This is a genomic window from Streptomyces xiamenensis, from assembly GCF_000993785.3.
Taxonomy (GTDB): Bacteria; Actinomycetota; Actinomycetes; order Streptomycetales; family Streptomycetaceae; genus Streptomyces; species Streptomyces xiamenensis.
Genome location: NZ_CP009922.3, coordinates 2,844,463 through 2,866,431 on the forward strand (window position 1 = coordinate 2,844,463; position 21,969 = coordinate 2,866,431).

General features: G+C 72.0%; 19 protein-coding genes. 12 read left to right on the forward strand and 7 right to left on the reverse strand.

Going from position 1 to position 21,969, the window contains the following annotated elements:
• Positions 1 to 127 precede the first annotated feature (127 nt).
• The 6 genes from hisC (at position 128) to SXIM_RS13015 (ending at position 10,040) form a co-directional block, all read left to right on the forward strand.
• Positions 128 to 1,273, forward strand: a complete 1,146-nt coding sequence (gene hisC / locus SXIM_RS12990; RefSeq protein WP_078635480.1) for a histidinol-phosphate transaminase — start codon at positions 128 to 130, stop codon at positions 1,271 to 1,273.
• 140 nt (positions 1,274 to 1,413) lie between these two features.
• Complete coding sequence (locus SXIM_RS12995; RefSeq protein ID WP_030732441.1) at positions 1,414 to 2,955, forward strand: cytochrome ubiquinol oxidase subunit I; 1,542 nt, start codon at positions 1,414 to 1,416, stop codon at positions 2,953 to 2,955.
• A 20-nt stretch (positions 2,956 to 2,975) separates the two neighbouring features.
• On the forward strand, positions 2,976 to 3,980 hold the full coding sequence (cydB, locus tag SXIM_RS13000) for a cytochrome d ubiquinol oxidase subunit II (RefSeq protein ID WP_030732444.1): 1,005 nt from the start codon (positions 2,976 to 2,978) through the stop codon (positions 3,978 to 3,980).
• Positions 3,981 to 4,019: 39 nt separating this feature from the next.
• On the forward strand, positions 4,020 to 7,610 hold the full coding sequence (gene cydD / locus SXIM_RS13005) for a thiol reductant ABC exporter subunit CydD (RefSeq protein ID WP_046724051.1): 3,591 nt from the start codon (positions 4,020 to 4,022) through the stop codon (positions 7,608 to 7,610).
• Between the two features lie 14 nt (positions 7,611 to 7,624).
• Positions 7,625 to 9,253: a sensor histidine kinase gene (locus tag SXIM_RS13010; RefSeq protein WP_030732449.1), complete on the forward strand. Its 1,629-nt coding sequence runs from the start codon at positions 7,625 to 7,627 to the stop codon at positions 9,251 to 9,253.
• Positions 9,254 to 9,290: 37 nt separating this feature from the next.
• The gene (locus SXIM_RS13015) at positions 9,291 to 10,040 is read left to right on the forward strand and encodes an SDR family NAD(P)-dependent oxidoreductase (protein WP_030732452.1); all 750 of its coding nucleotides are present in this window, start codon (positions 9,291 to 9,293) and stop codon (positions 10,038 to 10,040) included.
• Here SXIM_RS13015 and SXIM_RS13020 read toward each other — a convergent pair.
• Together SXIM_RS13020 and SXIM_RS13025 are read right to left on the reverse strand one after the other, a co-directional pair.
• Entirely contained in the window at positions 10,037 to 10,837 is an 801-nt protein-coding gene (locus SXIM_RS13020) for an SAM-dependent methyltransferase (RefSeq protein ID WP_046724052.1), read from the reverse strand. The two genes, SXIM_RS13015 and SXIM_RS13020, sit on opposite strands and share 4 nt — an antisense overlap.
• A 142-nt stretch (positions 10,838 to 10,979) precedes the next feature.
• Positions 10,980 to 11,681 carry a hypothetical protein gene (locus tag SXIM_RS13025; RefSeq protein WP_053116183.1) on the reverse strand — a complete coding sequence of 234 codons (702 nt, stop codon included), beginning with the start codon at positions 11,679 to 11,681 and terminating at the stop codon, positions 10,980 to 10,982.
• Between the two features lie 182 nt (positions 11,682 to 11,863).
• On the opposite strand from SXIM_RS13025, the gene SXIM_RS13030 reads away from it, so the two are divergent.
• Positions 11,864 to 12,790, forward strand: a complete 927-nt coding sequence (locus SXIM_RS13030) for a BRO-N domain-containing protein (protein ID WP_046724054.1) — start codon at positions 11,864 to 11,866, stop codon at positions 12,788 to 12,790.
• A gap of 29 nt (positions 12,791 to 12,819) precedes the next feature.
• On the opposite strand, the gene thiC is transcribed toward SXIM_RS13030, so the two are convergent.
• The gene (gene thiC / locus SXIM_RS13035; RefSeq protein WP_046724056.1) at positions 12,820 to 14,418 is read right to left on the reverse strand and encodes a phosphomethylpyrimidine synthase ThiC; all 1,599 of its coding nucleotides are present in this window, start codon (positions 14,416 to 14,418) and stop codon (positions 12,820 to 12,822) included.
• A gap of 180 nt (positions 14,419 to 14,598) precedes the next feature.
• Here thiC and SXIM_RS13040 point away from each other — a divergent pair, with 180 nt between their 5' ends.
• Positions 14,599 to 15,870: a YibE/F family protein gene (locus SXIM_RS13040; protein WP_030732467.1), complete on the forward strand. Its 1,272-nt coding sequence runs from the start codon at positions 14,599 to 14,601 to the stop codon at positions 15,868 to 15,870.
• Here the strand turns inward: SXIM_RS13040 and SXIM_RS13045 are convergent.
• Both SXIM_RS13045 and SXIM_RS13050 read right to left on the reverse strand, forming a co-directional pair.
• Entirely contained in the window at positions 15,836 to 16,048 is a 213-nt protein-coding gene (locus SXIM_RS13045; protein WP_030732470.1) for a DUF5326 family protein, read from the reverse strand. The two genes, SXIM_RS13040 and SXIM_RS13045, sit on opposite strands and share 35 nt — an antisense overlap.
• Before the next feature lie 149 nt (positions 16,049 to 16,197).
• On the reverse strand, positions 16,198 to 16,515 hold the full coding sequence (locus tag SXIM_RS13050; RefSeq protein ID WP_030732473.1) for a cupin domain-containing protein: 318 nt from the start codon (positions 16,513 to 16,515) through the stop codon (positions 16,198 to 16,200).
• Positions 16,516 to 16,566: 51 nt separating this feature from the next.
• Here SXIM_RS13050 and SXIM_RS13055 point away from each other — a divergent pair, with 51 nt between their 5' ends.
• From SXIM_RS13055 to SXIM_RS13065, 3 genes are all read left to right on the forward strand, one after another.
• Complete coding sequence (locus tag SXIM_RS13055) at positions 16,567 to 16,938, forward strand: phage holin family protein (RefSeq protein ID WP_030732476.1); 372 nt, start codon at positions 16,567 to 16,569, stop codon at positions 16,936 to 16,938.
• A 348-nt stretch (positions 16,939 to 17,286) separates the two neighbouring features.
• Positions 17,287 to 18,429, forward strand: coding sequence for a cystathionine gamma-lyase (locus SXIM_RS13060; RefSeq protein WP_030732479.1), 1,143 nt, complete (start codon positions 17,287 to 17,289; stop codon positions 18,427 to 18,429).
• Positions 18,430 to 18,466: 37 nt separating this feature from the next.
• Positions 18,467 to 18,964, forward strand: a complete 498-nt coding sequence (locus tag SXIM_RS13065) for an NUDIX hydrolase (protein ID WP_078635482.1) — start codon at positions 18,467 to 18,469, stop codon at positions 18,962 to 18,964.
• Between the two features lie 13 nt (positions 18,965 to 18,977).
• On the opposite strand, the gene SXIM_RS28105 is transcribed toward SXIM_RS13065, so the two are convergent.
• Both SXIM_RS28105 and SXIM_RS13075 read right to left on the reverse strand, forming a co-directional pair.
• Complete coding sequence (locus tag SXIM_RS28105) at positions 18,978 to 19,943, reverse strand: pyridoxamine 5'-phosphate oxidase family protein (RefSeq protein WP_030732484.1); 966 nt, start codon at positions 19,941 to 19,943, stop codon at positions 18,978 to 18,980.
• A gap of 42 nt (positions 19,944 to 19,985) precedes the next feature.
• The gene (locus tag SXIM_RS13075; protein WP_030732486.1) at positions 19,986 to 21,185 is read right to left on the reverse strand and encodes a globin domain-containing protein; all 1,200 of its coding nucleotides are present in this window, start codon (positions 21,183 to 21,185) and stop codon (positions 19,986 to 19,988) included.
• A 226-nt stretch (positions 21,186 to 21,411) separates the two neighbouring features.
• Between SXIM_RS13075 and SXIM_RS13080 the strand changes: the two genes are divergently transcribed.
• Positions 21,412 to 21,876, forward strand: a complete 465-nt coding sequence (locus tag SXIM_RS13080; RefSeq protein ID WP_078846906.1) for a GNAT family N-acetyltransferase — start codon at positions 21,412 to 21,414, stop codon at positions 21,874 to 21,876.
• Positions 21,877 to 21,969: the final 93 nt, after the last annotated feature.

The following is a 21,969-nucleotide window of genomic DNA, read 5'->3' on the forward strand; positions in this document are numbered from 1 at the left end:
ACTCTCACGAGTGAGGCGCGCCAGGGCGCTCGCCACCGGCGCGAAATTTCGCGTGGGCGCCGTACCTCGGTCACCGTGAACGCCCGGGGGATACGCCTGGCGCGGCTTTCCTCATACAGTGTGGAGGATGACCGTATCTTCCCAGGGCACCCCGCGGGACGCCGCACCCGAGTCCGCCGCCGCGGAGGTGGCCGGCCCCCGGCTGCGCGCCGTACTGGAGGACATCCCGGCCTACGTACCGGGCCGTCCCGCCGCCGACCGCGCCGACGGCCGTGCGGTGTACAAGCTGTCCTCCAACGAGAACCCGTACCCGCCGCTGCCCGGCGTGCTGGAAGCCGTCGTCGGCGCGGCCGGCGCCTTCAACCGCTACCCGGACATGACGGCGGGCGCCCTGCTGGCCGAACTGGCCGCGCACTTCGAGGTCCCCGTGAGCCATCTGGCGACCGGGACCGGCTCGGTGGGCGTGGCCCAGCAGTTGTTGCAGGCGACGGCGGGCCCCGGGGACGAGGTGATCTACGCCTGGCGCTCCTTCGAGGCCTATCCGATCATCACCCGCATCTCGGGGGCGACCTCGGTACAGGTGCCGCTGACGGACGGCGAGGAGCACGACCTGGACGCGATGGCCGAGGCCATCACCGACCGCACCCGGCTCATCTTCCTCTGCACCCCCAACAACCCCACCGGCACCGCCCTGGGCCATGCCGAGCTGACGCGTTTCCTGGACCGGGTGCCCCGCGACGTGCTGGTGGTCATCGACGAGGCCTACCGGGAGTTCGTCCGGGACGACGCCGCGGCCGACGGCATCGCGCTGTACCGGGACCGGCCCAACGTCTGTGTCCTGCGCACCTTCTCCAAGGCGTACGGGCTGGCCGGGCTGCGGGTGGGTTTCGCGGTGGCCCACGAGCCGGTGGCGGCGGCGCTGCGCAAGACCGCGGTGCCGTTCGGGGTGAGCCAGATCGCGCAGAACGCGGCGATCGCCTCGCTGCGTGCCGAGCCCGCCCTGCTGGAGCGGGTGGCCGCGCTGGTCGCCGAGCGCACCCGGGTGACGCGGGGCCTGCGGGACCAGGGCTGGACGGTGCCGGAGTCCCAGGCGAACTTCGTGTGGCTGCGCCTGGGCGCGGACACCGCGCGCTTCGCCGCGGCCTGTGAGGAGGCCGGGGTGATGGTGCGGCCGTTCGGTGGGGAGGGCGTACGGATCACTGTCGCCGAGCCCGAGGCCAACGATGTGGTGCTGGCCACGGCGGCGGCCTTCCGCGACCTCGCCTCCACTTGATATCACCCCTCTGACCTGCGCTTTTATCGTGCCGCACCGCTTTCGGGCCCCCCTGGGGGACCCCGGGAGCGGTGTGCCATCATCGTACTTGTGAATGTGAATACGTTCACAAGGTACGGGGCGCAGGGAAGGAGACCCCCGTGGATCTGGCGCTAGCCGACGAGACACTGGCACGGTGGCAGTTCGGTATCACCACCGTCTACCACTTCCTCTTCGTACCGCTGACGATCTCGCTCGCCTCCCTCACGGCCGGCCTGCAGACCGCCTGGGTACGCACCGGCAAGGAGAAGTACCTCCGGGCCACGAAGTTCTGGGGAAAGCTCTTCCTCATCAACATCGCGCTCGGCGTGGTGACCGGGATTCTCCAGGAATTCCAGTTCGGCATGAACTGGTCGGACTACTCCCGGTTCGTCGGGGATGTCTTCGGCGCCCCGCTGGCCTTCGAGGCCCTCATCGCCTTCTTCTTCGAATCCACCTTCATCGGCTTGTGGATCTTCGGCTGGGACAAGCTGCCGCAGAAGATCCACCTCGCCACCATCTGGATGGTGGCGATCGGCACGGTGCTCTCCGCGTACTTCATCCTGGCCGCCAACTCCTGGATGCAGCACCCGGTCGGCTACCGCATCAACGAGGAGACCGGACGGGCGGAACTGACCGACATCGTCCACGTCCTCACCCAGAACACCGCCGTCGCCCAGTTCGCGCACACCATCACCGCCGCGTTCCTCACCGGCGGCGCCTTCATGGTCGGCATCGCCGCCTACCACCTCATCCGCAGGCAGCACATCCCGGTGATGCGCACCTCGCTGCGGCTGGGCCTGATCACCATGGTCGTCGCCGGCATGCTGACCGCCTTCTCCGGCGACCGGCTCGGCAAGATCATGTACGACCAGCAGCCCATGAAGATGGCCGCCGCCGAGGCCCTGTGGGACACCCAGGCACCGGCACCGTTCTCGCTGTTCAGCATCGGTGACGTCGCCCGGGGCCACAACGACGTCGCCATCGAGATCCCCGGACTGCTGTCCTTCCTGGCCCACGACAACTTCAGCGAACCGGTCCCCGGCATCAACGACACCAACGAGGCGATGCAGGAGCAGTACGGACCCGGTGACTACCGCCCCAACATCCCGGTGGCCTACTGGAGCTTCCGCTGGATGATCGGGTTCGGCATGTCCTCCTTCGCGCTCGGCGCCGCCGGACTGTGGCTCACCCGCCGCCGGCTGTGGCTCTCCGAACGGCTGCGCACCGACGAGGAGACCGTCCCGCGCCTCGCCCTCACCCGCGACCGCGAACTCGGCCCCACCCTCACCCGCGGCTACTGGCGGCTGGCCCTGCTCACCATGCTCTTCCCGCTGATCGCCAACGCCTGGGGCTGGATCTTCACCGAGACCGGCCGGCAGCCCTGGGTGGTGTACGGGGTGCTGCGCACCTCCGACGCGGTCTCGCCCGGCGTCTCCCAGGGCGAGGTCATCGCCTCCATGACGCTCTTCACGCTGCTGTACGCGATTCTCGCCGTGGTGGAGGTACGGCTGCTGGCCAAGTACGCCAAGGCCGGACCGCCGGAGCTGACCGACGCGGACCGCAACCCGCCGACCCGGATCGGCGGCCACGACCGTACCGATGACCCGGACGACCCGGACCGACCGAAGCCGGTGGACCGTCCCATGGCCTTCTCCTACTAGGTGTCCGTCAGGAGCATGTGATGGAACTCCCCAACCTCTGGTTCGCGCTCATCGCCGTCCTGTGGATCGGCTACTTCTTCCTGGAGGGCTTCGACTTCGGCGTCGGCGTGCTGACCAGGACGCTGGCCCGCGACCGCACCGAGCGGCGCGTCCTCATCAACACCATCGGGCCGGTCTGGGACGGCAACGAGGTCTGGCTGCTGACCGCCGCCGGAGCCACCTTCGCCGCCTTCCCCGACTGGTACGCCACGCTCTTCTCCGGCTTCTACCTCCTCATGCTCACCGTGCTGCTCAGCCTCATCGTGCGCGGCGTCGCCTTCGAGTACCGCGCCAAGCGGCCCGGGGAGCGCTGGCAGCGCAACTGGGAGCACGCCATCTTCTGGTGCTCGGCGATCCCCGCCTTCCTGTGGGGCGTCATCTTCGCCAACATCGTGCGCGGGGTACCGCTGGACGCCGCCCACGAGTACACCGGCGACGTCTTCGGCCTGCTCAACCCGTACGCCCTGCTCGGCGGGGCACTCACCCTGGTGCTGTTCACCTTCCACGGCGCGGTCTTCACGGCGCTCAAGACGGTCGGCGACATCCGGGTACGGGCCAGGCGGCTGGCCACCGGCCTCGGCCTGGCCGCCCTGGCCCTGGCCGCCGGCTTCCTGCTGTGGACCCAGAGCGAGAGCGGCGACAGCCGCACCCTGGTCGCCATGGTGGTCGCGGCGGTGGCGCTGGGCGCCGCGCTGGCGGCCAACGCCAGGGGACGCGAGGGCTGGTCCTTCGCCTGGTCGGGGGTGGCGATCGTGGCCGCGGTGGCCATGCTGTTCCTGGCGCTGTTCCCCGAGGTCATGCCCTCCACCGGGGACCCGGCGGGCACCCTGACCATCGACAACGCCGCCTCCAGCCCGTACACCCTGAAGATCATGACCTGGTGCGCGGCCATCGCCACGCCGGTGGTCCTGCTCTACCAGGGCTGGACGTACTGGGTGTTCCGCAAGCGCATCGGCACCCAGCACATCGCGCCGGCGGCACACTGACGTGCGCGGCGACGGCCGAGGCAGCGAGGGAGTGGACCGATGAAGCCCGTGGACCCGCGACTGCTCCAGCACGCCCGGGCGACCCGGGGCTTTCTCGCCGCCTCGGTCGTCCTGGGGCTGGCCGGCGCGGTCCTGCTCATCGGGCAAGCCATGCTCATCGCCGAGATCGTGGCCGGCACCTTCCAGGACGGCAGGGAACTGGCGGAGCTGCGCACCCCGCTGCTGCTGCTCGGTGCCGCGGCACTGGGGCGCGGCCTGGTGGCCTGGCTGACCGAACTGGCCGCCCACCGGGCGGGCGCGGCCGTCAAGTCCGAACTGCGGCTCCGGCTGCTCGGCCACGCCACCCGGCTCGGGCCCGGCTGGCTGAGCGGACAGCGCAGCGGGGAGCTGACCGCGCTGGCCACCCGGGGCGTGGACGCGCTGGACGACTACTTCGCGCGCTATCTGCCGCAGCTCGGCCTGGCGGTGGTCGTGCCGGTGGCGGTGCTGGCCAGGATCGTCACGGACGACTGGGTCTCGGCGGCGATCATCGCGGGCACGCTGCCGCTGATCCCGCTGTTCATGGTCCTCATCGGCTGGGCGACCCAGGCCCAGATGGACCGCCAGTGGCGGCAACTGGCCCGGCTGTCCGGACACTTCCTCGATGTGGTGGGCGGACTGACCACCCTGAAGGTGTTCGGCCGGGCCACAGCGCAGGCCGAGAACATCCGGGCCATCACCTCCGACTACCGTCGCTCCACCCTGCGCACGCTGCGCGTGGCGTTCCTGTCCTCCTTCGCACTGGAACTGCTGGCCACCATCTCCGTGGCCCTGGTCGCCGTCAGCGTCGGCGTGCGGCTGGTGCACGGCGAACTCGACCTCTACACCGGTCTGGTGGTGCTGATCCTGGCGCCGGAGGCGTATCTGCCGCTGCGCCAGGTGGGGGCCCAGTTCCATGCCGCGCAGGAGGGCCTGTCGGCGGCGGCCGAGGTCTTCGAGGTCCTGGAGACCGAGCCGGAGCGGGGCAGCGGCACGGTGGCGCCGCCGGAGAACGCGGCGATCGCGCTCGACGGCGTGGTGATCCGCCATGCCGGCCGGCAGCAGGACTCCCTGGCAGCCACCACCCTGACGCTCTCCCCCGGCGAGACCGTGGCGCTGACCGGCCCCTCGGGGGCCGGCAAGAGCACCCTGCTGAACGCCGTCCTGGGCTTCGCACAGCCGGTACGGGGGCGGGTGCTGGTCGGCGGCACCGACCTGTCCACGGTGGACCTGGCCGCCTGGCACCGCCGGATCGCCTGGGTGCCGCAGCATCCCCGGCTGTTCGCCGGCACGATCGCCGAGAACGTACGGCTGGCCCGGCCCGAGGCAACCGACGAGGAGGTCCTCGCGGCACTGCGGGCGGCGGCAGCGGGTGACCTGGATCCCGGGCGCCGACTGGACGATTCGGGAAGCGGGCTGTCGGCCGGTCAGCGCCAGCGGGTGGCCCTGGCGCGGGCCCTGCTGGCCGACCGCCCGATCCTGCTGCTGGATGAACCCACCGCGGCCCTGGACGGGGCCACGGAGGCGGAGGTGGTCGCGGCGATCACCGCTCTGGCGGCCGACCGTACGGTTCTGCTGGTCACCCATCGCCCCGCTCTGCTGGCTGCGGCCGATCGGGTGTTTCACGTGAAACAACACCCCGGCGGCGCACCGGACCAGAGGGAGCGGCACGCCCGGCCGGCCCGGCCGACCGGTGCGGTCGGCGCCGACCCGGACCAGCACCGCGCGGCGGCCGGACACCCCGCCCCGGCGGCTACGGCCGAAGCGCCGGATGCGGCGGACACCGTGGGGGCCACCCCCGCGTCCGGAACCCTCGGCCCGCTGGCGTGGGTGCGGCGGACCGGGGCCGGATGGCGGGGCCGGCTCGTCCTCGGGGCCGCGTTCGGGGCCCTCGCCCTCGGCTCCGCCACCGGACTGATGGCCGTCTCCGGCTGGCTGATCTCACGGGCCTCGGAACAGCCGCCCATCCTCTACCTCATGGTCGCCGTGACCGCGACCCGGGCGTTCGGCATCGGCCGGGCCGTCTTCCGCTACACCGAACGCCTCATCAGCCACGACGCGGTGCTGCGGATCCTCGCCGGGCTCCGGGTCTCGGTCTACCAACGTCTGGAGCGGCTCGCCCCCGCCGGGCTGCGTACCACCCGGCGCGGTGACCTGCTCTCCCGGGTCGTCTCCGATGTCGACGCCCTCCAGGAATACTTCCTGCGCTGGCTGCTGCCCGCCGTCGCGGCGGGCGCGGTATCGGTCGCCGCCGTGGCCTTCACCACCTGGCTGCTGCCCCTCGCGGGTGCCATCCTCGCCGCCGGACTGCTGCTCGCCGGGGTGGCGGTCCCCGCCCTCAGCGCCGCCCTCGCCCGCCGCACGGACCGCCGGCTGGCCCCCGCCCGGGGCGAACTGTCCACCCGCACCGTCGATCTCCTCACCGGCACCGCCGAACTCACCGTGGCCGGGGCGCTCCCCGCCCAGCTGGGCGCCGTCCGCGAGGCCGACTCCCGGCTGACCCGGATCGCCGCCCGCTCGGCCGCCGTCACCGGCCTGGCCGGCGGACTGCTCGCCCTGACCACCGGCCTCACCGTCACCGCCGCCGCCTGGGCCGGCGTCCCGGCCGTGACCGTCGGGGACCTGAACGGCGTCTGGCTGGCCACCGTCGTTCTCATCCCGCTGGCCGCCTTCGAGGCGGTCCTCGGCCTGCCGCTGGCCGTGCAGCACCGGCAGCGGGCCCGCCGTGCGGCCGAACGGATCCGGGAAGTGCTGGACGCCCCCGCCCCCGTCCGGGAACCGGCCCGGCCGGCCGCCGCCCCCACCACCCCGTTCCCCGTGCGGCTGCGCGGACTGACCGCCCGTTACCCGGGCGCCGCCCCCGGGACCCCGCCCGCCCTGGGCGGACTCGACCTGGACCTCACCCCCGGCCACCGGATCGCGGTCGTGGGCCACTCCGGCGCCGGGAAGACCACTCTGGCCCAGGTGCTGCTGCGCTTTCTGGACCCCACCGACCCCGGCGGCTACACCCTGCACGGGACCCCGGCCGCCGCGCTGGACGGCGACACCGTACGGCGCCACATCGGCCTGTGCGCCCAGGACGCCCACCTCTTCGACAGCACCCTGCGCGAGAACCTCCGGCTGGCCGCCCCCACCGCCGACGACGAGGCGCTGCGCGCCGCGCTGGCCGCCGCCCGGCTGCTGGAGTGGGTGGACGCGCTGCCCGAGGGCCTGGACACCGAGGTCGGCGAACACGGCGCGCGGCTCTCCGGCGGCCAGCGCCAGCGGCTCGCCCTCGCCCGCGCGCTGCTCGCGGACTTCCCCGTCCTCATCCTCGACGAACCTGCGGAACACCTCGATCTGCCCACCGCCGACGCGCTCACCCAGGACCTGCTGGCGGCCACCGAGGGACGCACCACCGTGCTCATCACGCACCGGCTGGCCGGACTCGACGCCGTCGACGAGGTGCTGGTCCTGGCGGCCGGCCGCCCCGTACAGCGCGGCCCGTACGCCGAGCTGGCCGCCGTCGAGGGTCCGTTCCGCCGGATGCTGGAGCGGGAGGCCGAAGCGGAGGCGGGGGCGGAGCGGCAGCCGCGATCACCGATCCCGACTTTCGCCGCAAAGCCGGACTAATTACTCTCACTGCTATGACACAGCAGGAGGCACCCGCGCCACCGCTCAGCCCGGAGCTGGCCCGCCGGATGCCCCGGCTGCTCGCCGCCATGACCTCTCTGGGCGGCGATGTGGAGCTGCCCACCCTGCTGGAGCGGATCGTGGGCACCGCCGCCGAACTGGCCGGCGCCCGGTACGCCGCGCTGGCCGTGCTGACCGACGACGGCGAACGCGTCGGCGAGTTCGTCACCCACGGCCGTGACCCCGGCATCCCCGGCCGCGACCAGCTCCTGTCCGAACTGCTGGAACGCGGCGGCCGGCCCCTGCAGCGCGCGGAGCCCGACGGCAACGCCCCCATGATCGGCGTCCCCATCCTGGTGCACGGGGCCGGCTTCGGCGGCCTCTATCTGGCGGACAAGCCCGGCGGGGAGCCGTTCACTCCCGAGGACCTCCAGATGCTCCGCATCCTGGCCACCGAGGCGGGCATCGCGGTCGGCAACGCCCGGCTGTACGAGGCGGTGCGCCAGCAGGCCCGCTGGATGGACGGCAGCGTGGAACTGTCCGCCTCGCTGCTGGCCGAGGACGTGGACAACGCGCTCGCGGTCGTCGCCGAGCAGGCCAGACGGCTCGCCGACGCCGACGCGGGACTGGTGCTGGTACCCACCGAAGAACCCGGGACGGTCCTGGAGGTGGTCGCCGCCAGCGCCTCACCCGGCGGCCCGCCGCTGATCGGCAGCGCGCTGCCCGTCGACGCCGAGACCGTCGCCGGCCTGCTCTCCGGCGAACCCGTCTTCATCGACGACGCCGCCACCGACCCCCGGCTCACCGCCCCCCGCTTCGCAGAGCACTTCGGCCCCTGCATGCTGCTGCCGCTCACCAGCGGCGACAAGACCCTGGGCGCCCTCGGCCTGCCCCGGGCCCCCGGCGCCGACGTCTACTCCGTACCCGAGCGGGCGATGGCCACCCAGTTCGCGCAGCAGGCGGCGCTCGCCCTGGTGCTGGCACAGGCCCGTTCGGACCGCGAGGCGCTGGCGGTGTACGAGGACCGCGACCGGATCGCCCGCGACCTGCACGATCTGGTGATCCAGCGGCTCTTCGCGGTCGGCATGCTGCTGGAGGGAGCCCGGCGCGCCGCACCCGAGGGGGCCTCCCAGGACACCGACGAACGGCTGGCCAAGGCGGTCTCGGAACTCGACGCGACCATCCAGGAGATCCGCACCACCATCTTCGCGCTCCAGCAGCACCCGGACGAGGCGCACGCCGGACTGCGCACCCGGGTGCTGCGGGAGACCGGCACCGCCGCCCAGGGGCTGGGTTTCGCGCCGTCGGTGTCCTTCACCGGGCCGGTGGACACCCGGGTGGGGGAGGGCGTCGCGCAGAACCTGGTCGCCGCGCTGCGCGAGGCGCTGTCGAACGCGGCCCGGCACGCGCGGGCCGGCCGGGTGGAGGTGACGGTGGACGCCACCGTCACCCTGCCGGACGGCCGGGAGGCGGTCCGGCTGACGGTCGCGGACGACGGCGTCGGCCTCCCGCCCGAGGGCGCCCCCCGGTACAGCGGGCTGCGCAATCTGACCGACCGGGCCACCGCGCTGGGCGGCTCGGCCGACCTCGGCCCGGGCCTGTTCGACCGGGGCCTCGCCCTGGTGTGGCAGGTGCCGCTGTGAGTGACAGCCGAGCACCCGTGCGGGTACGGTCGCGTCCATGGTGAGCGGGCGCACAGTGGTGGTCAGCGGCGGCGGCACGGGCATCGGCCTGGCCACGGCGGAGGCGTTCGCACGCGGGGGCGACACCCCGGTACTGATCGGGCGCCGCGCGGACGTACTGGAACGGGCGGCGGAGCGGATCGACGGGGCGGTGCCGGTACCGGCCGACCTGACGGACCCGGAGCAGGTGGCGCGGGCCTCCGCGGTGATCGGGGAACGGTTCGGCACGGTGGACGTGCTGATCCACAACGCGGGCGGGCTCGCCCCGGCTCCTCCCGGTGACGGGAGCGACCCGCTGGTGGCGGCGGCCCACGAGTGGACCGAGTCCTTCCGGATCAACACGCTGACGGCGGTGCTGCTGACCGAGGCCCTGCGGGACCGGCTGGCCTCACCGGGCGGACGGGTGCTGTTCCTGTCCTCGATCGCCGCCCTGCGCGGCTCGGGGGCCGGCGGCTACGGCGGCAGCAAGGCGGCCCTGCACCCCTACGCCTTCGACCTGGCACGGCGGTTCGGACCGCGCGGCATCACGGTCAATGTGGTGGCGCCGGGGCTGATCGACGACACGGAGTTCTTCGGCGGCGGCCTGTCGGAGGAACGGCGCCGGGCACGGGTGGCCGAGACCCTCAACGGCCGGGCGGGCGAGCCCGGTGATGTGGCGCAGACCCTGCTCTGGCTGGCCTCGCACGCGGCCGGGCACATCACCGCCCAGGTCATTCAGGTCAACGGCGGTGCGGAGCGCGGTCGTTAGGGCTTGACCGCCAGGCCGGCGACCAGCAGCTGCTGCCAGACGGTCAGCGACGAGCGGTGCTCCAGCGCGGGCCGCCACTCGGCGGCGGGCCGGATGCCGGGCTCCAGGATGTCCAGGCCCTCGAACAGCGCGGCTATCTCCTCGTCCGTGCGCCAGCGGCCCCGGCCGAGCGAGCCCTGGAGCAGCCCTTCCAGCTTCGCCGACTCCGGGTCGCGGCGGCTGCGGAAGTGGCTGATGAAGAAGTGGCTGCCGGAGGGCACCGCCTCCCGCCAGAACCGCATGACGCCGTACGGGTCCTCGTCGTCGTTGAGGTGATGGAGCACGGCGGAGAGAATGACGCCGACCGGCCGGTCGAAATCTATGAGCCGCAGGAGGGCGGGGTCCTCCCTTATGGCGCGGGGACGGCGCAGGTCTGCCTGGATCACGACGGTGTGCTCGTTCTCCGCGAGCAGCGCCCGGCCGTGGGCGAGCACGATGGGGTCGTTGTCGACGTACACCACGCGCGCCTCGGGGGCGTGCCGCTCGGCGACCTGGTGCACGTTGTCGGCGGTGGGCAGGCCGCTGCCGAAGTCGATGAACTGCCGGATCCGCGTCGTAGCGGCGATGTCCCCGACAGCCCGCACCAGTGCCTGCCGGTTGTCGATGGCGATCTGGACGGCGCCGGGCAGCTTCACGATGAACTCGTCGCCGAACTCCCGGTCCACGGCGTAGTTGTCCTTGCCGCCGATGAGGTAGTCGTAGGTCCGCGCGATGCTGGGCCGGCTCAGGTCGATCCCCGGGATGACCTCGTCGCTCATCGCAGTGCCCCTCCGCCGCCGTTGTGGTGAGTGACCGTCAGCTTAATGCTGAGCAGGCTGGGGCGGGAGGGGTGCGGTCACGGCCGGCGGGACCGTCCCGCGCGCCATCGGAGGATCTGCCGGTTCCCGGACATGCGGGTGGTCACCGGGCGGGGCGGGGCTGCGGGACGGCGTGCCGGGGCGGGTTGATCAGGGTGATCTGGCGCACCAGTTGGTGGAAGGCGACCAGCGCGGAGATCGGCGGCAGCCCGGCGACGGCCAGATCGGTGACCGTGTTGGGAGCCTGCTCGACGCAGAGATAGACGGCGAGACCGGAGAAGAAGATCACCACGGCCCAGGAGTGGGCGGCCCGGCGCTGGTGCAGGGCGGCCCGCACGATCGAGAGGGACGCGACCAGCCACGGCCCGTAGATCAGCACCGGCCACCAGCCGGTGAGCCCGCTGGCGGCGGTCGGGGAGACCATCTCGCGCAGCGGCACGTACGAGATGAGACCGCCGAGAATGCTGAGCATGGCGGCGATGACGGTGAGACAGGCGGCGATGAGGAGACTGCTCCAGCGCAGCCACTGCACCGGGCCGGGCCGGCTGGGCAGCGGAACGCGCCGCCGGGGCCGCCGGTGGCGGGCGCTGGGGTCGGCCGCGTCGGGTACGGGGGCGGCGTGCGCCGGTGCCGGGTGGCGGGGGGTCGGCTGGGGGGCGGCGGCTGCCTGGAGGAGCTGGGCGAGATCGCCGTCGAACTGCCAGTTCCCTTCGCCGTTCCGCAGCAGGTGCTGGGTGTCCTCCGCCTCGTACAGGACCGATCCGTAAGGGGGTTCGGGGTGGGCCGAGGGATTCTGTGGAGTCATACTCCGCCAACGACACTGCATTTGGCCTCGATGCGTGGCATTGGAGTGAATGTCCAGTTTATTTATTAATGAAACGATGAATGCCATGGCTTATCTCGGAATTGCGGCTGAATATCCCACTCCCGGGTGAACTTCAGTTCGTTCGGAGCAACATGGCGGAAAGGCACGCTTACCGTACAAACATGAATGATCAGCAGCGTCAGCCGGTCCCGCGCCACGACGCCATCGACATCGGCGACTTCGTCTTCGCGGCGACCGGCGCCCGCGTCCGGCGGCTGACCACCCCGGAGGGCGAGCACTGGTTCCCGGCGGCAGACGTGTGCCGGGAGCTGGGGTACACCACGACGCGCAAGGCCCTGAACGATCACGTTCCCGAGCGGTTCCGCCAGCCGCTGGAAACTGTGACTGGAGGTCACAGTTCTCGCAAAATCGCAGGTCAGAACTGGCGGAGGAATTTGCAGATGGTGAACCTCCAGGGGCTGTTGCTCCTGGTGACCGGCTGCACCAAGCCCGCCTGCGGGCCCTTCAAGGAGTGGATGCTCGACGTCATCGTCACCATCCAGCGCGAGGGTTCCTACTCCCTGCCCGCCGCCGAGCTCCAGCCCGCCGCCCCCGGGGCCACCGTCGTGTACGCCGTGCCACCCCAGGTCGCCGACGCGATCGTGCGGCTGGAGGAGCGCGCCCTGCGCGATGACGCGGCGCTCGCCGCCCTGCAGCGCGAGGCGAACGCCGCACGGCGGGAGATGGCGGATGCCCTGCGGTCCGTCGCCGACGTGCTCGGCGGCATCCGTGACCGGCTCGGCCCCGCACCGGCACCGCGGGTGCCCCGGCAGCGTACGGCGCCCCACGCGCAGGGGCGGGGCGCCGAGGAACTGCTGGCCGGCTGGCGGGAGCGGCTCACGGTCACCGACGACGTGTGGGCCGTCGCCGTGCTGCTCGCCCCCGCCCTCGTCACCGACGGCCAGGTCAACTGGTCCGTCGACGAGATCGCGGCCCGCACCGGCCTCAGCTCGGCCCGGGTGCACGACAGTCTGCGCTTTCTGCTCAGGCGGCACTGCATCCGCCAGATCGGCATTCTGCACAACGCACCCGTGTACGCGCTGCACTGACCGGCGCCGGCCGGAACGCGCCGTTGCCGTCAGCTCCCGTCGGTCTCCGCCAGCGGCAGGTACACCCGGTTCCCCGCCTGCGCGAACTCCTCCGATTTACGGTCCATCTCGGCCCTGATGTCGTGCGAGATCTTCATCGAGCAGAATTTCGGCCCGCACATCGAGCAGAAATGCGCCGTCTTCGCCGGCTCGGCCGGCAGCGTCTCGTCGTGGAAGGCCCGCGCCGTGTCCGGGTCGAGCGCCAGATTGAACTGGTCCTCCCAGCGGAATTCGAACCGCGCCTGCGACAGCGCGTCGTCCCACCGCTGCGCCCCGGGATGGCCCTTCGCCAGATCCGCCGCGTGCGCCGCGATCTTGTACGTGATCACGCCGGTCTTCACGTCGTCCCGGTCCGGCAGCCCCAGGTGCTCCTTCGGCGTCACGTAACACAGCATCGCCGTGCCCCACCATCCGATCATGGCCGCCCCGATCGCCGACGTGATGTGGTCGTACGCGGGCGCGATGTCCGTCGTCAGCGGCCCGAGCGTGTAGAACGGCGCCTCCCCGCAGATCTCCTGCTGCAGGTCGACGTTCTCCTTGATCTTGTGCATCGGGACATGCCCGGGGCCCTCAATCATGGTCTGCACGTCATGGGACTTGGCGATCCGGTTCAGCTCGCCCAGCGTCCGCAGCTCCGCGAACTGCGCCTCGTCGTTGGCGTCCGCGATCGAACCCGGCCGCAGCCCGTCCCCGAGCGAGAACGTGATGTCGTACGCCCGCAGGATCTCGCACAGTTCCGCGAAGTGGGTGTAGAGGAAGCTCTCCTCGTGGTGCGCCAGGCACCACGCCGCCATGATCGAGCCGCCGCGCGAGACGATCCCCGTCGTACGGCGCGCCGTCAGCGGTACGTACCGCAGCAGCACCCCGGCGTGCACGGTCATGTAGTCCACGCCCTGCTCGGCCTGTTCGATCACCGTGTCGCGGAAGATCTCCCAGCTCAGCTCCTCCGCCCGGCCGCCGGTCTTCTCCAGCGCCTGGTACAGCGGCACCGTGCCCACCGGCACCGGGGAGTTGCGCAGCACCCACTCCCTGGTGGTGTGGATGTCCTTGCCGGTCGACAGGTCCATGATGGTGTCGGCGCCCCAGCGGGTCGCCCAGCGCATCTTCTCCACCTCCTCCTCGATGGAGGAGGTGACGGCGGAGTTCCCGATGTTGGCGTTCACCTTCACCAGGAAGTTCTTGCCGATGATCATCGGCTCGGCCTCCGGGTGGTTCACGTTGGCCGGCAGCACCGCCCGGCCCGCCGCGATCTCCTCGCGCACGAACTCAGGGGCGCGGTCCTCCCGGATCGCCACGTACTCCATTTCCTCGGTGATCTCCCCGCGCCTGGCGTACGCCAGCTGCGTCAGCCCGTCCGCGGGGCGCCGGCGCGCCGCGCGCTCGGCCAGCCATCCGGCGCGCAGCGGCGGCAGTCCGCGCCGTACGTCCGTGGTGACCTCCGGGTCGGTGTACGGACCCGAGGTGTCGTACAGCGTCACGTCCCGCCCGTCGGTGAGGTGCACGCGCCGCACCGGCACCCGCAAGTCCGGGCGCGATCCCGTGACATATCCCTTGTGCGATCCGAGCACACGTGTGTCCTGCTTGGTCATGACGACCCAACTCCCTACGCCGGCATTACCCGGTACCAGGTTCGGCGGTCGGCGCAGCTCGTTCAGCGCCCTCTCAGCCCCGTGCTCGGAGCTCCCGCGATCACATAATCGCCGCCTACGCTAACGGTTCCCCGGCCCGGCTGAACAGTGCGCCCGGGATTCTCTTGCGATGATCGGCGCGTGACAGACACCCATGGACACAGCCACGGCCACAGCCACAGCCACGGGCCGCCGCCCCCGGTCTCGGCGCATCTGCGGCGGGTCATAGCGGCCGTCCTGATCCCGTTCGCGGTGGCGGTGGCGGGCGGTCTGCTCCTGCTGTGGCCCGGTGGCGCCCCCACCGCGGGCGACGAGCACACCGGCGTCGGCTTCGACCAGCAGTTCGAGGAGGCGAAGGTCACCGGCGTCGAGGAGCGGGACTGCGCCCAGCTCGGGGTGCAGGTCCCGCGCGGTGTGGACGGCCCGTGCGCCCAGGCCACCATCGAGGTGACCACCGGTCCGCACACCGGCCGGACCTTCCAGGAGGTGGTGCCCCCGGACGCCACCCAGAAGTTCCACGCCGGGCAGAAGGTGATCGTGGCGTTCGCGCCCAACGCCCCCGAGGAACTCCAGTACAGCGTCTCCGACGTCGACCGGAAGTTCCCCATCCTCCTGCTGGCCGCTGTCTTCGCCGTCGCGGTCGTCCTGGTGGGGCGGATGCGCGGGCTGCTGGCCCTGATCGGCCTGGTGGTCAGCTTCGGGCTGCTGACGCTGTTCATCCTCCCGGCCATCCTGCACGGCTCGAACCCGCTGCTGGTGGCGGTGGTCGGCGGCAGCGCCATCATGCTGGTGACGCTCTACCTGTGTCACGGCGTCAACGCCCGCACCTCGGTGGCGGTACTCGGCACGCTCATCTCGCTGGTGCTGATCGGCCTGCTGGGCTCGCTGTTCACCGCTTGGGCGCATCTGTCCGGCAACACCGACGACCAGACCGGCCTGATTCACGCCCTCTACCCCGGTATCGAGATCCGCGGGCTGCTGCTGGCCGGCATCCTCATCGGATCGCTGGGCGTCCTCGACGACGTCACCGTCACCCAGACCTCGGCGGTGTGGGAACTCAAGGCGGCCGAGCCGGACGCCGGCTGGCTCAAGCTCTACCGGGCGGGCATGCGCATCGGCCGCGACCACATCGCCTCGGTGGTCAACACCCTGGTGCTGGCGTACGCGGGAGCCGCGCTGCCCCTGCTGCTGCTGTTCACGGTGGCCAACGCGAGCGTGGGGACCGTGGCGTTCAGCGAGCTGGTGTCCGAGGAGATCGTACGGACCCTGGTCGGTTCGATCGGTCTGGTCGCCTCGGTACCCGTCACCACCGTGCTCGCGGCGCTGGTGGTGAGCGCCGACCGGCCCGCGGGGGACGGGCCGGGCGGCGGTACGGCTCCTACCAACCGCCGCCGGAGGAGGAGGAAGAGGTGAACTTCCGCACGATGAAGATCAGCAGCGCGATGAGTGCGGCGCAGACCAGGATCTTGAACATCAGACTCATCAGCCACGTGAGCACCGAGGTGATCAGCCCGCCGAAGACCACCAGCACGATGGCGGGGATGGCGACCCAGCGCACCCACCACGGCAGTGACCTGAACAGTTCTTTCATGACGCACGGCTCCTCACATCCGCTCTCCGACATCCCCCGGCACCGTCATGTCGATGCTAAGCGGGCCCGTGGGCGGGCGGGAGGTCCCGCGGCCCCGGTCCTCCCCTGACCGTCCCCCGAGGGAACCCTGAGGTCCACGGGCCCGGAGGTCACCCTTCGGGCGGAGAGAAGATGACCATCACCCGCAGATCTTCCGTGATGTGGTGGAACTTGCACGGGGTGTGCGCCGGTACGTAGACGATGCTGCCGCGCGCCACCCGGGTGGTCTCCCCGCCCACCGTGACCTCGGCATGACCGCTCACCACGAAGTTCAGCACGTCCTGCCGCTGCGGCCCCTGCGAATCCGTGTCACCCACATTGAGCGCGTACAGCCCGGCCGACATGGTGCGCTCACGGAGAAACCGCAGGTAGGCGCCGTTGTGGGCGGTTCGCTCCGCCTCCAGCTGATCCAGCCGGAATTGCTTCATCGCCTCGCACCCCTTGCCCGGCCCATGGCCCGGTCTGCAACGATCTCCTGCATGAAGAGCATCCTGTTCAAGTTCATCGCCAACGCCTTGGCGCTCCTGGTGGCGGTATGGCTGGTCAGCGGCATCACTCTCGGCGACGGGGAGACAACCACCGGTGGCAAGGCCCTCACCCTCGTCCTCGTCGCGCTGATCTTCGGCCTGGTCAACCTCGTCGTCAAGCCGATCGTGAAGATCCTGGCCTTTCCGCTGCTCGTCGTCACCCTGGGCCTGTTCACCCTGGTGATCAACGCGCTGATGCTGATGCTGACCGGCTGGATCGCCGGGGATTCCTTCGAGGTCAACGGCTTCGGATCAGCCGTGCTCGGCGGTCTGATCATCTCCATCGTGTCGTGGGCCGTCAATCTCGTCCTGGACCGGGACTGACGAACCGGCCATGACCGCGCGCACCGCGCGCGGTCGCCCATCCGCTCCGTCCGCGCGGCGGCATCCGCCCCTCGCCGATGGCCGGGGCTTCCCGGGGCGGCCCGGGAACGGGCGCCGCGCGGAACGCCGGTGACGGAGGCGGGGGCGGATGCCGCCGCCCGGGCCTTCGGCACCGGCCGGTCCGAGGTCCTGGAAGCGCCCCGGAACCAGCCCTCGAACCGGTCCCCAACCGGTCCCCAACCAGGACCGCGGGCGACAGGGGGTGTACGAAGGCGCCACCCCCGTGCCCGCCGCGCCCCACCCGCCGACCGAGGTCGGCACAGCACTCCACGGAAAGCAGCACCACCCATGAGCCACCCCCCAGTCACCGGACCCGGCGACGGAACCCGCGCCGTCCACGCCGGCCTGCCCGCCCCGCGGCCCGGCAAGCCCGCGCTGCCGGGGCCGGTCTTCGCCGCCCACTACCACCTGCCGGGCGACCCGGCCGACGCCACCTACGGCTACGGCCGCAACGCCAACCCCACCTGGACCGCCCTCGAAACCGCCCTGGCCGCGCTGGAGTCGCCCGACCAGGAGGCGCACGCCGTCGTCTTCGCCTCCGGGATGGCCGCCACCTCCGCCGTGCTGTTCACCCAGCTGCGGGCCGGCGACACCGCCGTGCTGCCCACCGACGGCTACCACGGCACCTCGGGCCTGATCCCGCGCCTGGAGGCGTTCGGCATCCGCGTCACCACCGTGCCCACCGGCGGCCCGCGGCAGTACGCGGCGCTCGACGGCGCGCGGCTGCTGTGGACCGAGTCGCCCTCCAACCCGGGCCTCGACGTGTGCGACCTCGCCGCGCTCGCGGACGCCGCCCACGCGCACGGCGCGCTGCTCGCCGTCGACAACACCCTCGCCACCCCGCTCGGTCAGCGCCCCCTGGAACTCGGCGCGGACTTCTCCATGGCCAGCGGCACCAAGGCGCTCAGCGGCCACGGCGACCTGCTGCTCGGCTACGTGGTCACCCGCGACGCACAGGCCGCCGAGGCGCTGCGCGGCTGGCGGGCCGCCATCGGCGCCATCCCCGGCCCCATGGAGACCTGGCTGGCGCACCGCAGCCTGGCCACCCTCCAGCTGCGCGTGGACCGGCAGGCGAGCAACGCGCTGGCCGTCGCCACCGCGCTGCGCGCCCGCCCCGAGGTGACGGGACTGCGCCACCCCGGGCTCCCCGACGATCCGGCGCACGCCCTCGCCACCCGCCAGATGCGGCGCTTCGGCTGCGTGGTCTCCTTCACCCTCCCCGACCGTGACACGGCCGAACGCTTCCTCGCCGCCCTGCGCATCGTCGACAACGCCACCAGCTTCGGCGGCGTACGGTCCACCGCCGAGCGGCGGGCCCGCTGGGGCGGCGACGACGTCCCCGAGGGCTTCATCCGGCTGTCGGTGGGCATCGAGGACGCCGCGGACCTGGTGGCCGATCTGACGGCGGCCCTGGACCACGCCACCGGCTGAGGTTTCGTACCGGGCGGTACGGGCGACAAGTACCCGCATGACCGATGCACGGCCTGTGGTCAAACGCACCGCCCGCGCCATCCTCCTGACCGCGGACGACACCGAGCTGATCGTGATCAAGCGCACCAAGCCGGGGCAGCCGCCGTACTGGATCACCCCGGGCGGTGGCGTCGAGTCCTCCGACGCCACCGTGCTCGACGCCCTGCACCGCGAGGTGTTCGAGGAACTCGGCGCCAAGATCACCGATGTGGTGCCCGCGTTCGTCGACACCGTTCCGCACCTGCCCGATCCGGGGAAGACCACCACGCCGGGGCTGAAGGTGCAGCACTTCTTCGTCTGCCGGCTGGCCTCCATGGACCCGGCACTGCGGCACGGACCCGAAGTGACCGATCCGTGCGGCCGGTACGAGATCGTCCGGCTGCCGTTCACCCCGCAAGGGCTCGCCGCCGTCAACCTCGTCCCGGCGACCCTGCTGGCCTATCTCACCCGCAACATCGCCGGAATGCGGGCACTCCTCGCCCGCGACCTGGGCTGAGCGGCGGGACGTCCTAGCCGAACCAGCCCGCGCCCGGGTCCTGCGGGGCGCGCCGCTCAGCCTCGGCCAGCGCGCGTTCGGCCGCTTCCTGCCAGTCGTGGGGGCGTGGCGGCGGGACGGGCACCGAGGGCGGCGGCAGCGGCAGTTCGGAATCCGCCGGGACGAACGGCGGCGGTACGGCGGCGGGCAGCGGCAGCGGCACAGCAGGAGGGACGGGACCGGTGGCGGGCGGCGGTACGGGTGCCGGTGGCGGTACGGGCGCGGCAGTGGCGGGCGCCGCCGGTACGGACGCCGGCGCGCCCGGCCCCGTACCCGGGTCCGCCCCGGCCCCCCTGGGCTCCGCCGCCCCGCGGGCCTCGCGCGCCTGCCGGGCGGCCCCGAAGAAATCGCCGCCCTTGCGCCGGTAGTCGTCGCTCCCCCAGGCCCGCGCCGTGCGCTTGGGCGCCTTCACCAGGTGCGGGATGTGCTTGGCGCAGTGGATGTACGCCTCCTCCACGTCCACCCGCACCCACAGCTCCGCCCGCCGCCCCGGTGCCGTGTCGCGGGGCAGTTCCGGGTGCAGCGCCCGCAGTTCGGCGTCCGGCACGATCGTGGCCCGCCCGTTGATGTGCAGCCCGATCCGCGCCCGGTCGAAGTCCATCAGCAGCATTCCGGCGTGCGGGTTCTCGGTGATGTTGCCCATCGAGGCGTGCACCCCGTTGCCCCGGTACTCCGGGTAGGCCACCGCCCGGTGGTCCAGTACGTGGATGAACCCGGCCGGCCCGGCCCGGAAGGTGCTGTCGCACTCACCGTGCCGGTCGGCGGTGGCCAGGAAGAACATCTCCGCCCTGGCCACGAACTCCCGCATCCGCTCATTGAGATGATCGAGGAGTTGCTCCTCGTAGAACCGGTCGGCCCGGTGTTCGCTGCCGAGCTGCCGCTGCAGTTCGTGCTCTCCGTCGCTGCCGGGCAGGCGCGCGCCGTCATCCCCGTGATTCATGATCGATCCGACCTTGCGTCGTGCTGGTCACTGCTGGCGTGGTCACGCCCCCGGGGACATCCCCGCGGCGGCCAACGTACCCGTGAAGTCGTGCCGTATCCGCCGCTCCTCGATCCCGGCGGACACCAGCGCGGCGACGCTGTGCCGGATCATCTGCGGCGGTCCCGACAGATAGCCGTCGAACTCGGGCCACGGACCGTACTCCTTGACCGCCTCCGGCAACTGCCCGGCGAAGCCGCGGGTCGCGTACTGCGCGACGACCGGGCGCACCGACAACCAGGGGTGCCGCCGCTCCAGTTCGAGGAAGGTGTCCAGCTCGTACAGGTCGGTGTCCCGGTTGGCGCCGAAGAACACCTCCATGCGGCGCTGTCTGCCGCGCTCGGCGACGTCCTCCACCAGTGCCTTGATCGGGGCGATGCCCGTCGAACCCCCCACGCACAGCAGCCCGCTGTCGGAGGTGTGGTCGATCGTCATGGCGCCCTCGGGCGGCCCGAGCCGGATCACGTCGCCGCACTGCGCCCGGTGCACCAGGGCCCGCGAGACCCAGCCCGCGGGCACCGCCTTCACATGGAACATCAGCAGCCCGTCGGGCCGCGGCGAGCAGGCGAAGGAGTACTGCCGCCACTCGCGCGGCCACCACGGGGTCTCCATGGCGGCGTACTGGCCGGCGCGGTACGGGTAGGGCTGGTCGGGCCGTACGGTGACCACCGCGACGTCGGAGGTGCGCGCCTCGTGGGCGACGATCTCCGCCTGCCACCAGGCGGGGGCGCGCAGTTCGTCGTCGGCGGCGGCGTCGATCATGATCTGGGAGATGGCGGTGTAGGCGCGCACCCACGCGGCCTCCGCCTCCTGGCCCCAGGTGCGCGGCGCGAACCGCTCCAGGGCCGCCATCAGGCACTCGCCGACCGCCGGGTAGTGCGTGGCCCGGGTGCCGTACTTGCGGTGGCCGCGGCCCAGTTGCATCAGGTAGTCGGTCAGGGTGACCGTGTCGTCTATGTGTTCCGCCGCCTTGAGCAGCGCGCCGAACAGCCGGTCGCGCTGGGCGTCCATCGCGGGCGGGAACATCTGCCGCAGATAGGGGTGGTTGACGAAGAGCAGCGCGTAGAAGTACGAGGTGACCTCGTCGGCCGCCGGCTCGATCTCCGCCAGAGTGCGCCGGATCACCACAGCGTCGGGGGACGGTCGGCGCCCCTGCTGGAATCCTGCGGCGGCGGTGCCGTCCTCGGCCGGTATCGCGGTCATCTGCTCTGCCTCGCCTCGATCAACTCCCGGTGGCACAGCGTGTCGGTGTACGCACCGGGGCCGGGTGATGAGCCGGAAATTCCGGCTTCGAGCCCCCGAACCTCATGAACTGAGCGGCTGGCCGTCGCCCAGCAGGCGACACCGACCCTACCGTTATAGGGACGAGACACAACCCCCTTCCTGTGCCGCGATGGCCCGTCCGCAGGGATTTTCTAGACTCGGTGGCATGAACGTCACCATGAGATACGCGACGAGCGAGGACATTCCGGAGATCGTCGCGATGCTCGCCGACGACCCGCTGGGTGCGGCCCGCGAGAGCCCGGACGACCTCAAGCTGTACGAGGCGGCCTTCGAACGCATTGCCGCCGACCCGAATCAGCATCTGATGGTGGCCGAACCCGCGGACGCGGCGGGCCAGGTGGTCGGCACCCTGCAGCTGTCGGTCATCCACGGGCTCTCGCGCCGGGGCGCCTCACGGGCGCTGATCGAGGCGGTACGGGTGCACGCCTCGCAGCGCGGCGGCGGGCTCGGGACCGAGATGATCGGCTGGGCGGTGGCGGAGGCGCGGCGCCAGGGGTGCGCTGTGGTGCAGCTCACCTCCGACGCCACGCGGGTGGACGCGCACCGGTTCTACGAGCGGATCGGGTTCGAGGCGAGCCACCTGGGCTTCAAGATGACGCTGGGCGGCTGACCCGGCGCGCCTGCCGCCTGCGCCCGGACCACCCGGACCACCCGGACCACCCGGACCACCCGGACCACCGGGACCACCCCCATGCGGCGGGAC

Coding starts and splice junctions, on each gene's coding strand:
- hisC (WP_078635480.1), top strand. CDS start 128: ATGACCGTATCTTCCCAGGGCACCCCGCGGGACGCCGCACCCGAGTCC.
- cydB (WP_030732444.1), top strand. CDS start 2,976: ATGGAACTCCCCAACCTCTGGTTCGCGCTCATCGCCGTCCTGTGGATC.
- cydD (WP_046724051.1), top strand. CDS start 4,020: ATGAAGCCCGTGGACCCGCGACTGCTCCAGCACGCCCGGGCGACCCGG.
- SXIM_RS13010 (WP_030732449.1), top strand. CDS start 7,625: ATGACACAGCAGGAGGCACCCGCGCCACCGCTCAGCCCGGAGCTGGCC.
- SXIM_RS13015 (WP_030732452.1), top strand. CDS start 9,291: ATGGTGAGCGGGCGCACAGTGGTGGTCAGCGGCGGCGGCACGGGCATC.
- SXIM_RS13020 (WP_046724052.1), bottom strand. CDS start 10,837: ATGAGCGACGAGGTCATCCCGGGGATCGACCTGAGCCGGCCCAGCATC.
- SXIM_RS13025 (WP_053116183.1), bottom strand. CDS start 11,681: ATGACTCCACAGAATCCCTCGGCCCACCCCGAACCCCCTTACGGATCG.
- SXIM_RS13030 (WP_046724054.1), top strand. CDS start 11,864: ATGAATGATCAGCAGCGTCAGCCGGTCCCGCGCCACGACGCCATCGAC.
- thiC (WP_046724056.1), bottom strand. CDS start 14,418: ATGACCAAGCAGGACACACGTGTGCTCGGATCGCACAAGGGATATGTC.
- SXIM_RS13045 (WP_030732470.1), bottom strand. CDS start 16,048: ATGAAAGAACTGTTCAGGTCACTGCCGTGGTGGGTGCGCTGGGTCGCC.
- SXIM_RS13050 (WP_030732473.1), bottom strand. CDS start 16,515: ATGAAGCAATTCCGGCTGGATCAGCTGGAGGCGGAGCGAACCGCCCAC.
- SXIM_RS13055 (WP_030732476.1), top strand. CDS start 16,567: ATGAAGAGCATCCTGTTCAAGTTCATCGCCAACGCCTTGGCGCTCCTG.
- SXIM_RS13060 (WP_030732479.1), top strand. CDS start 17,287: ATGAGCCACCCCCCAGTCACCGGACCCGGCGACGGAACCCGCGCCGTC.
- SXIM_RS13065 (WP_078635482.1), top strand. CDS start 18,467: ATGACCGATGCACGGCCTGTGGTCAAACGCACCGCCCGCGCCATCCTC.
- SXIM_RS28105 (WP_030732484.1), bottom strand. CDS start 19,943: ATGAATCACGGGGATGACGGCGCGCGCCTGCCCGGCAGCGACGGAGAG.
- SXIM_RS13075 (WP_030732486.1), bottom strand. CDS start 21,185: ATGACCGCGATACCGGCCGAGGACGGCACCGCCGCCGCAGGATTCCAG.
- SXIM_RS13080 (WP_078846906.1), top strand. CDS start 21,412: ATGAACGTCACCATGAGATACGCGACGAGCGAGGACATTCCGGAGATC.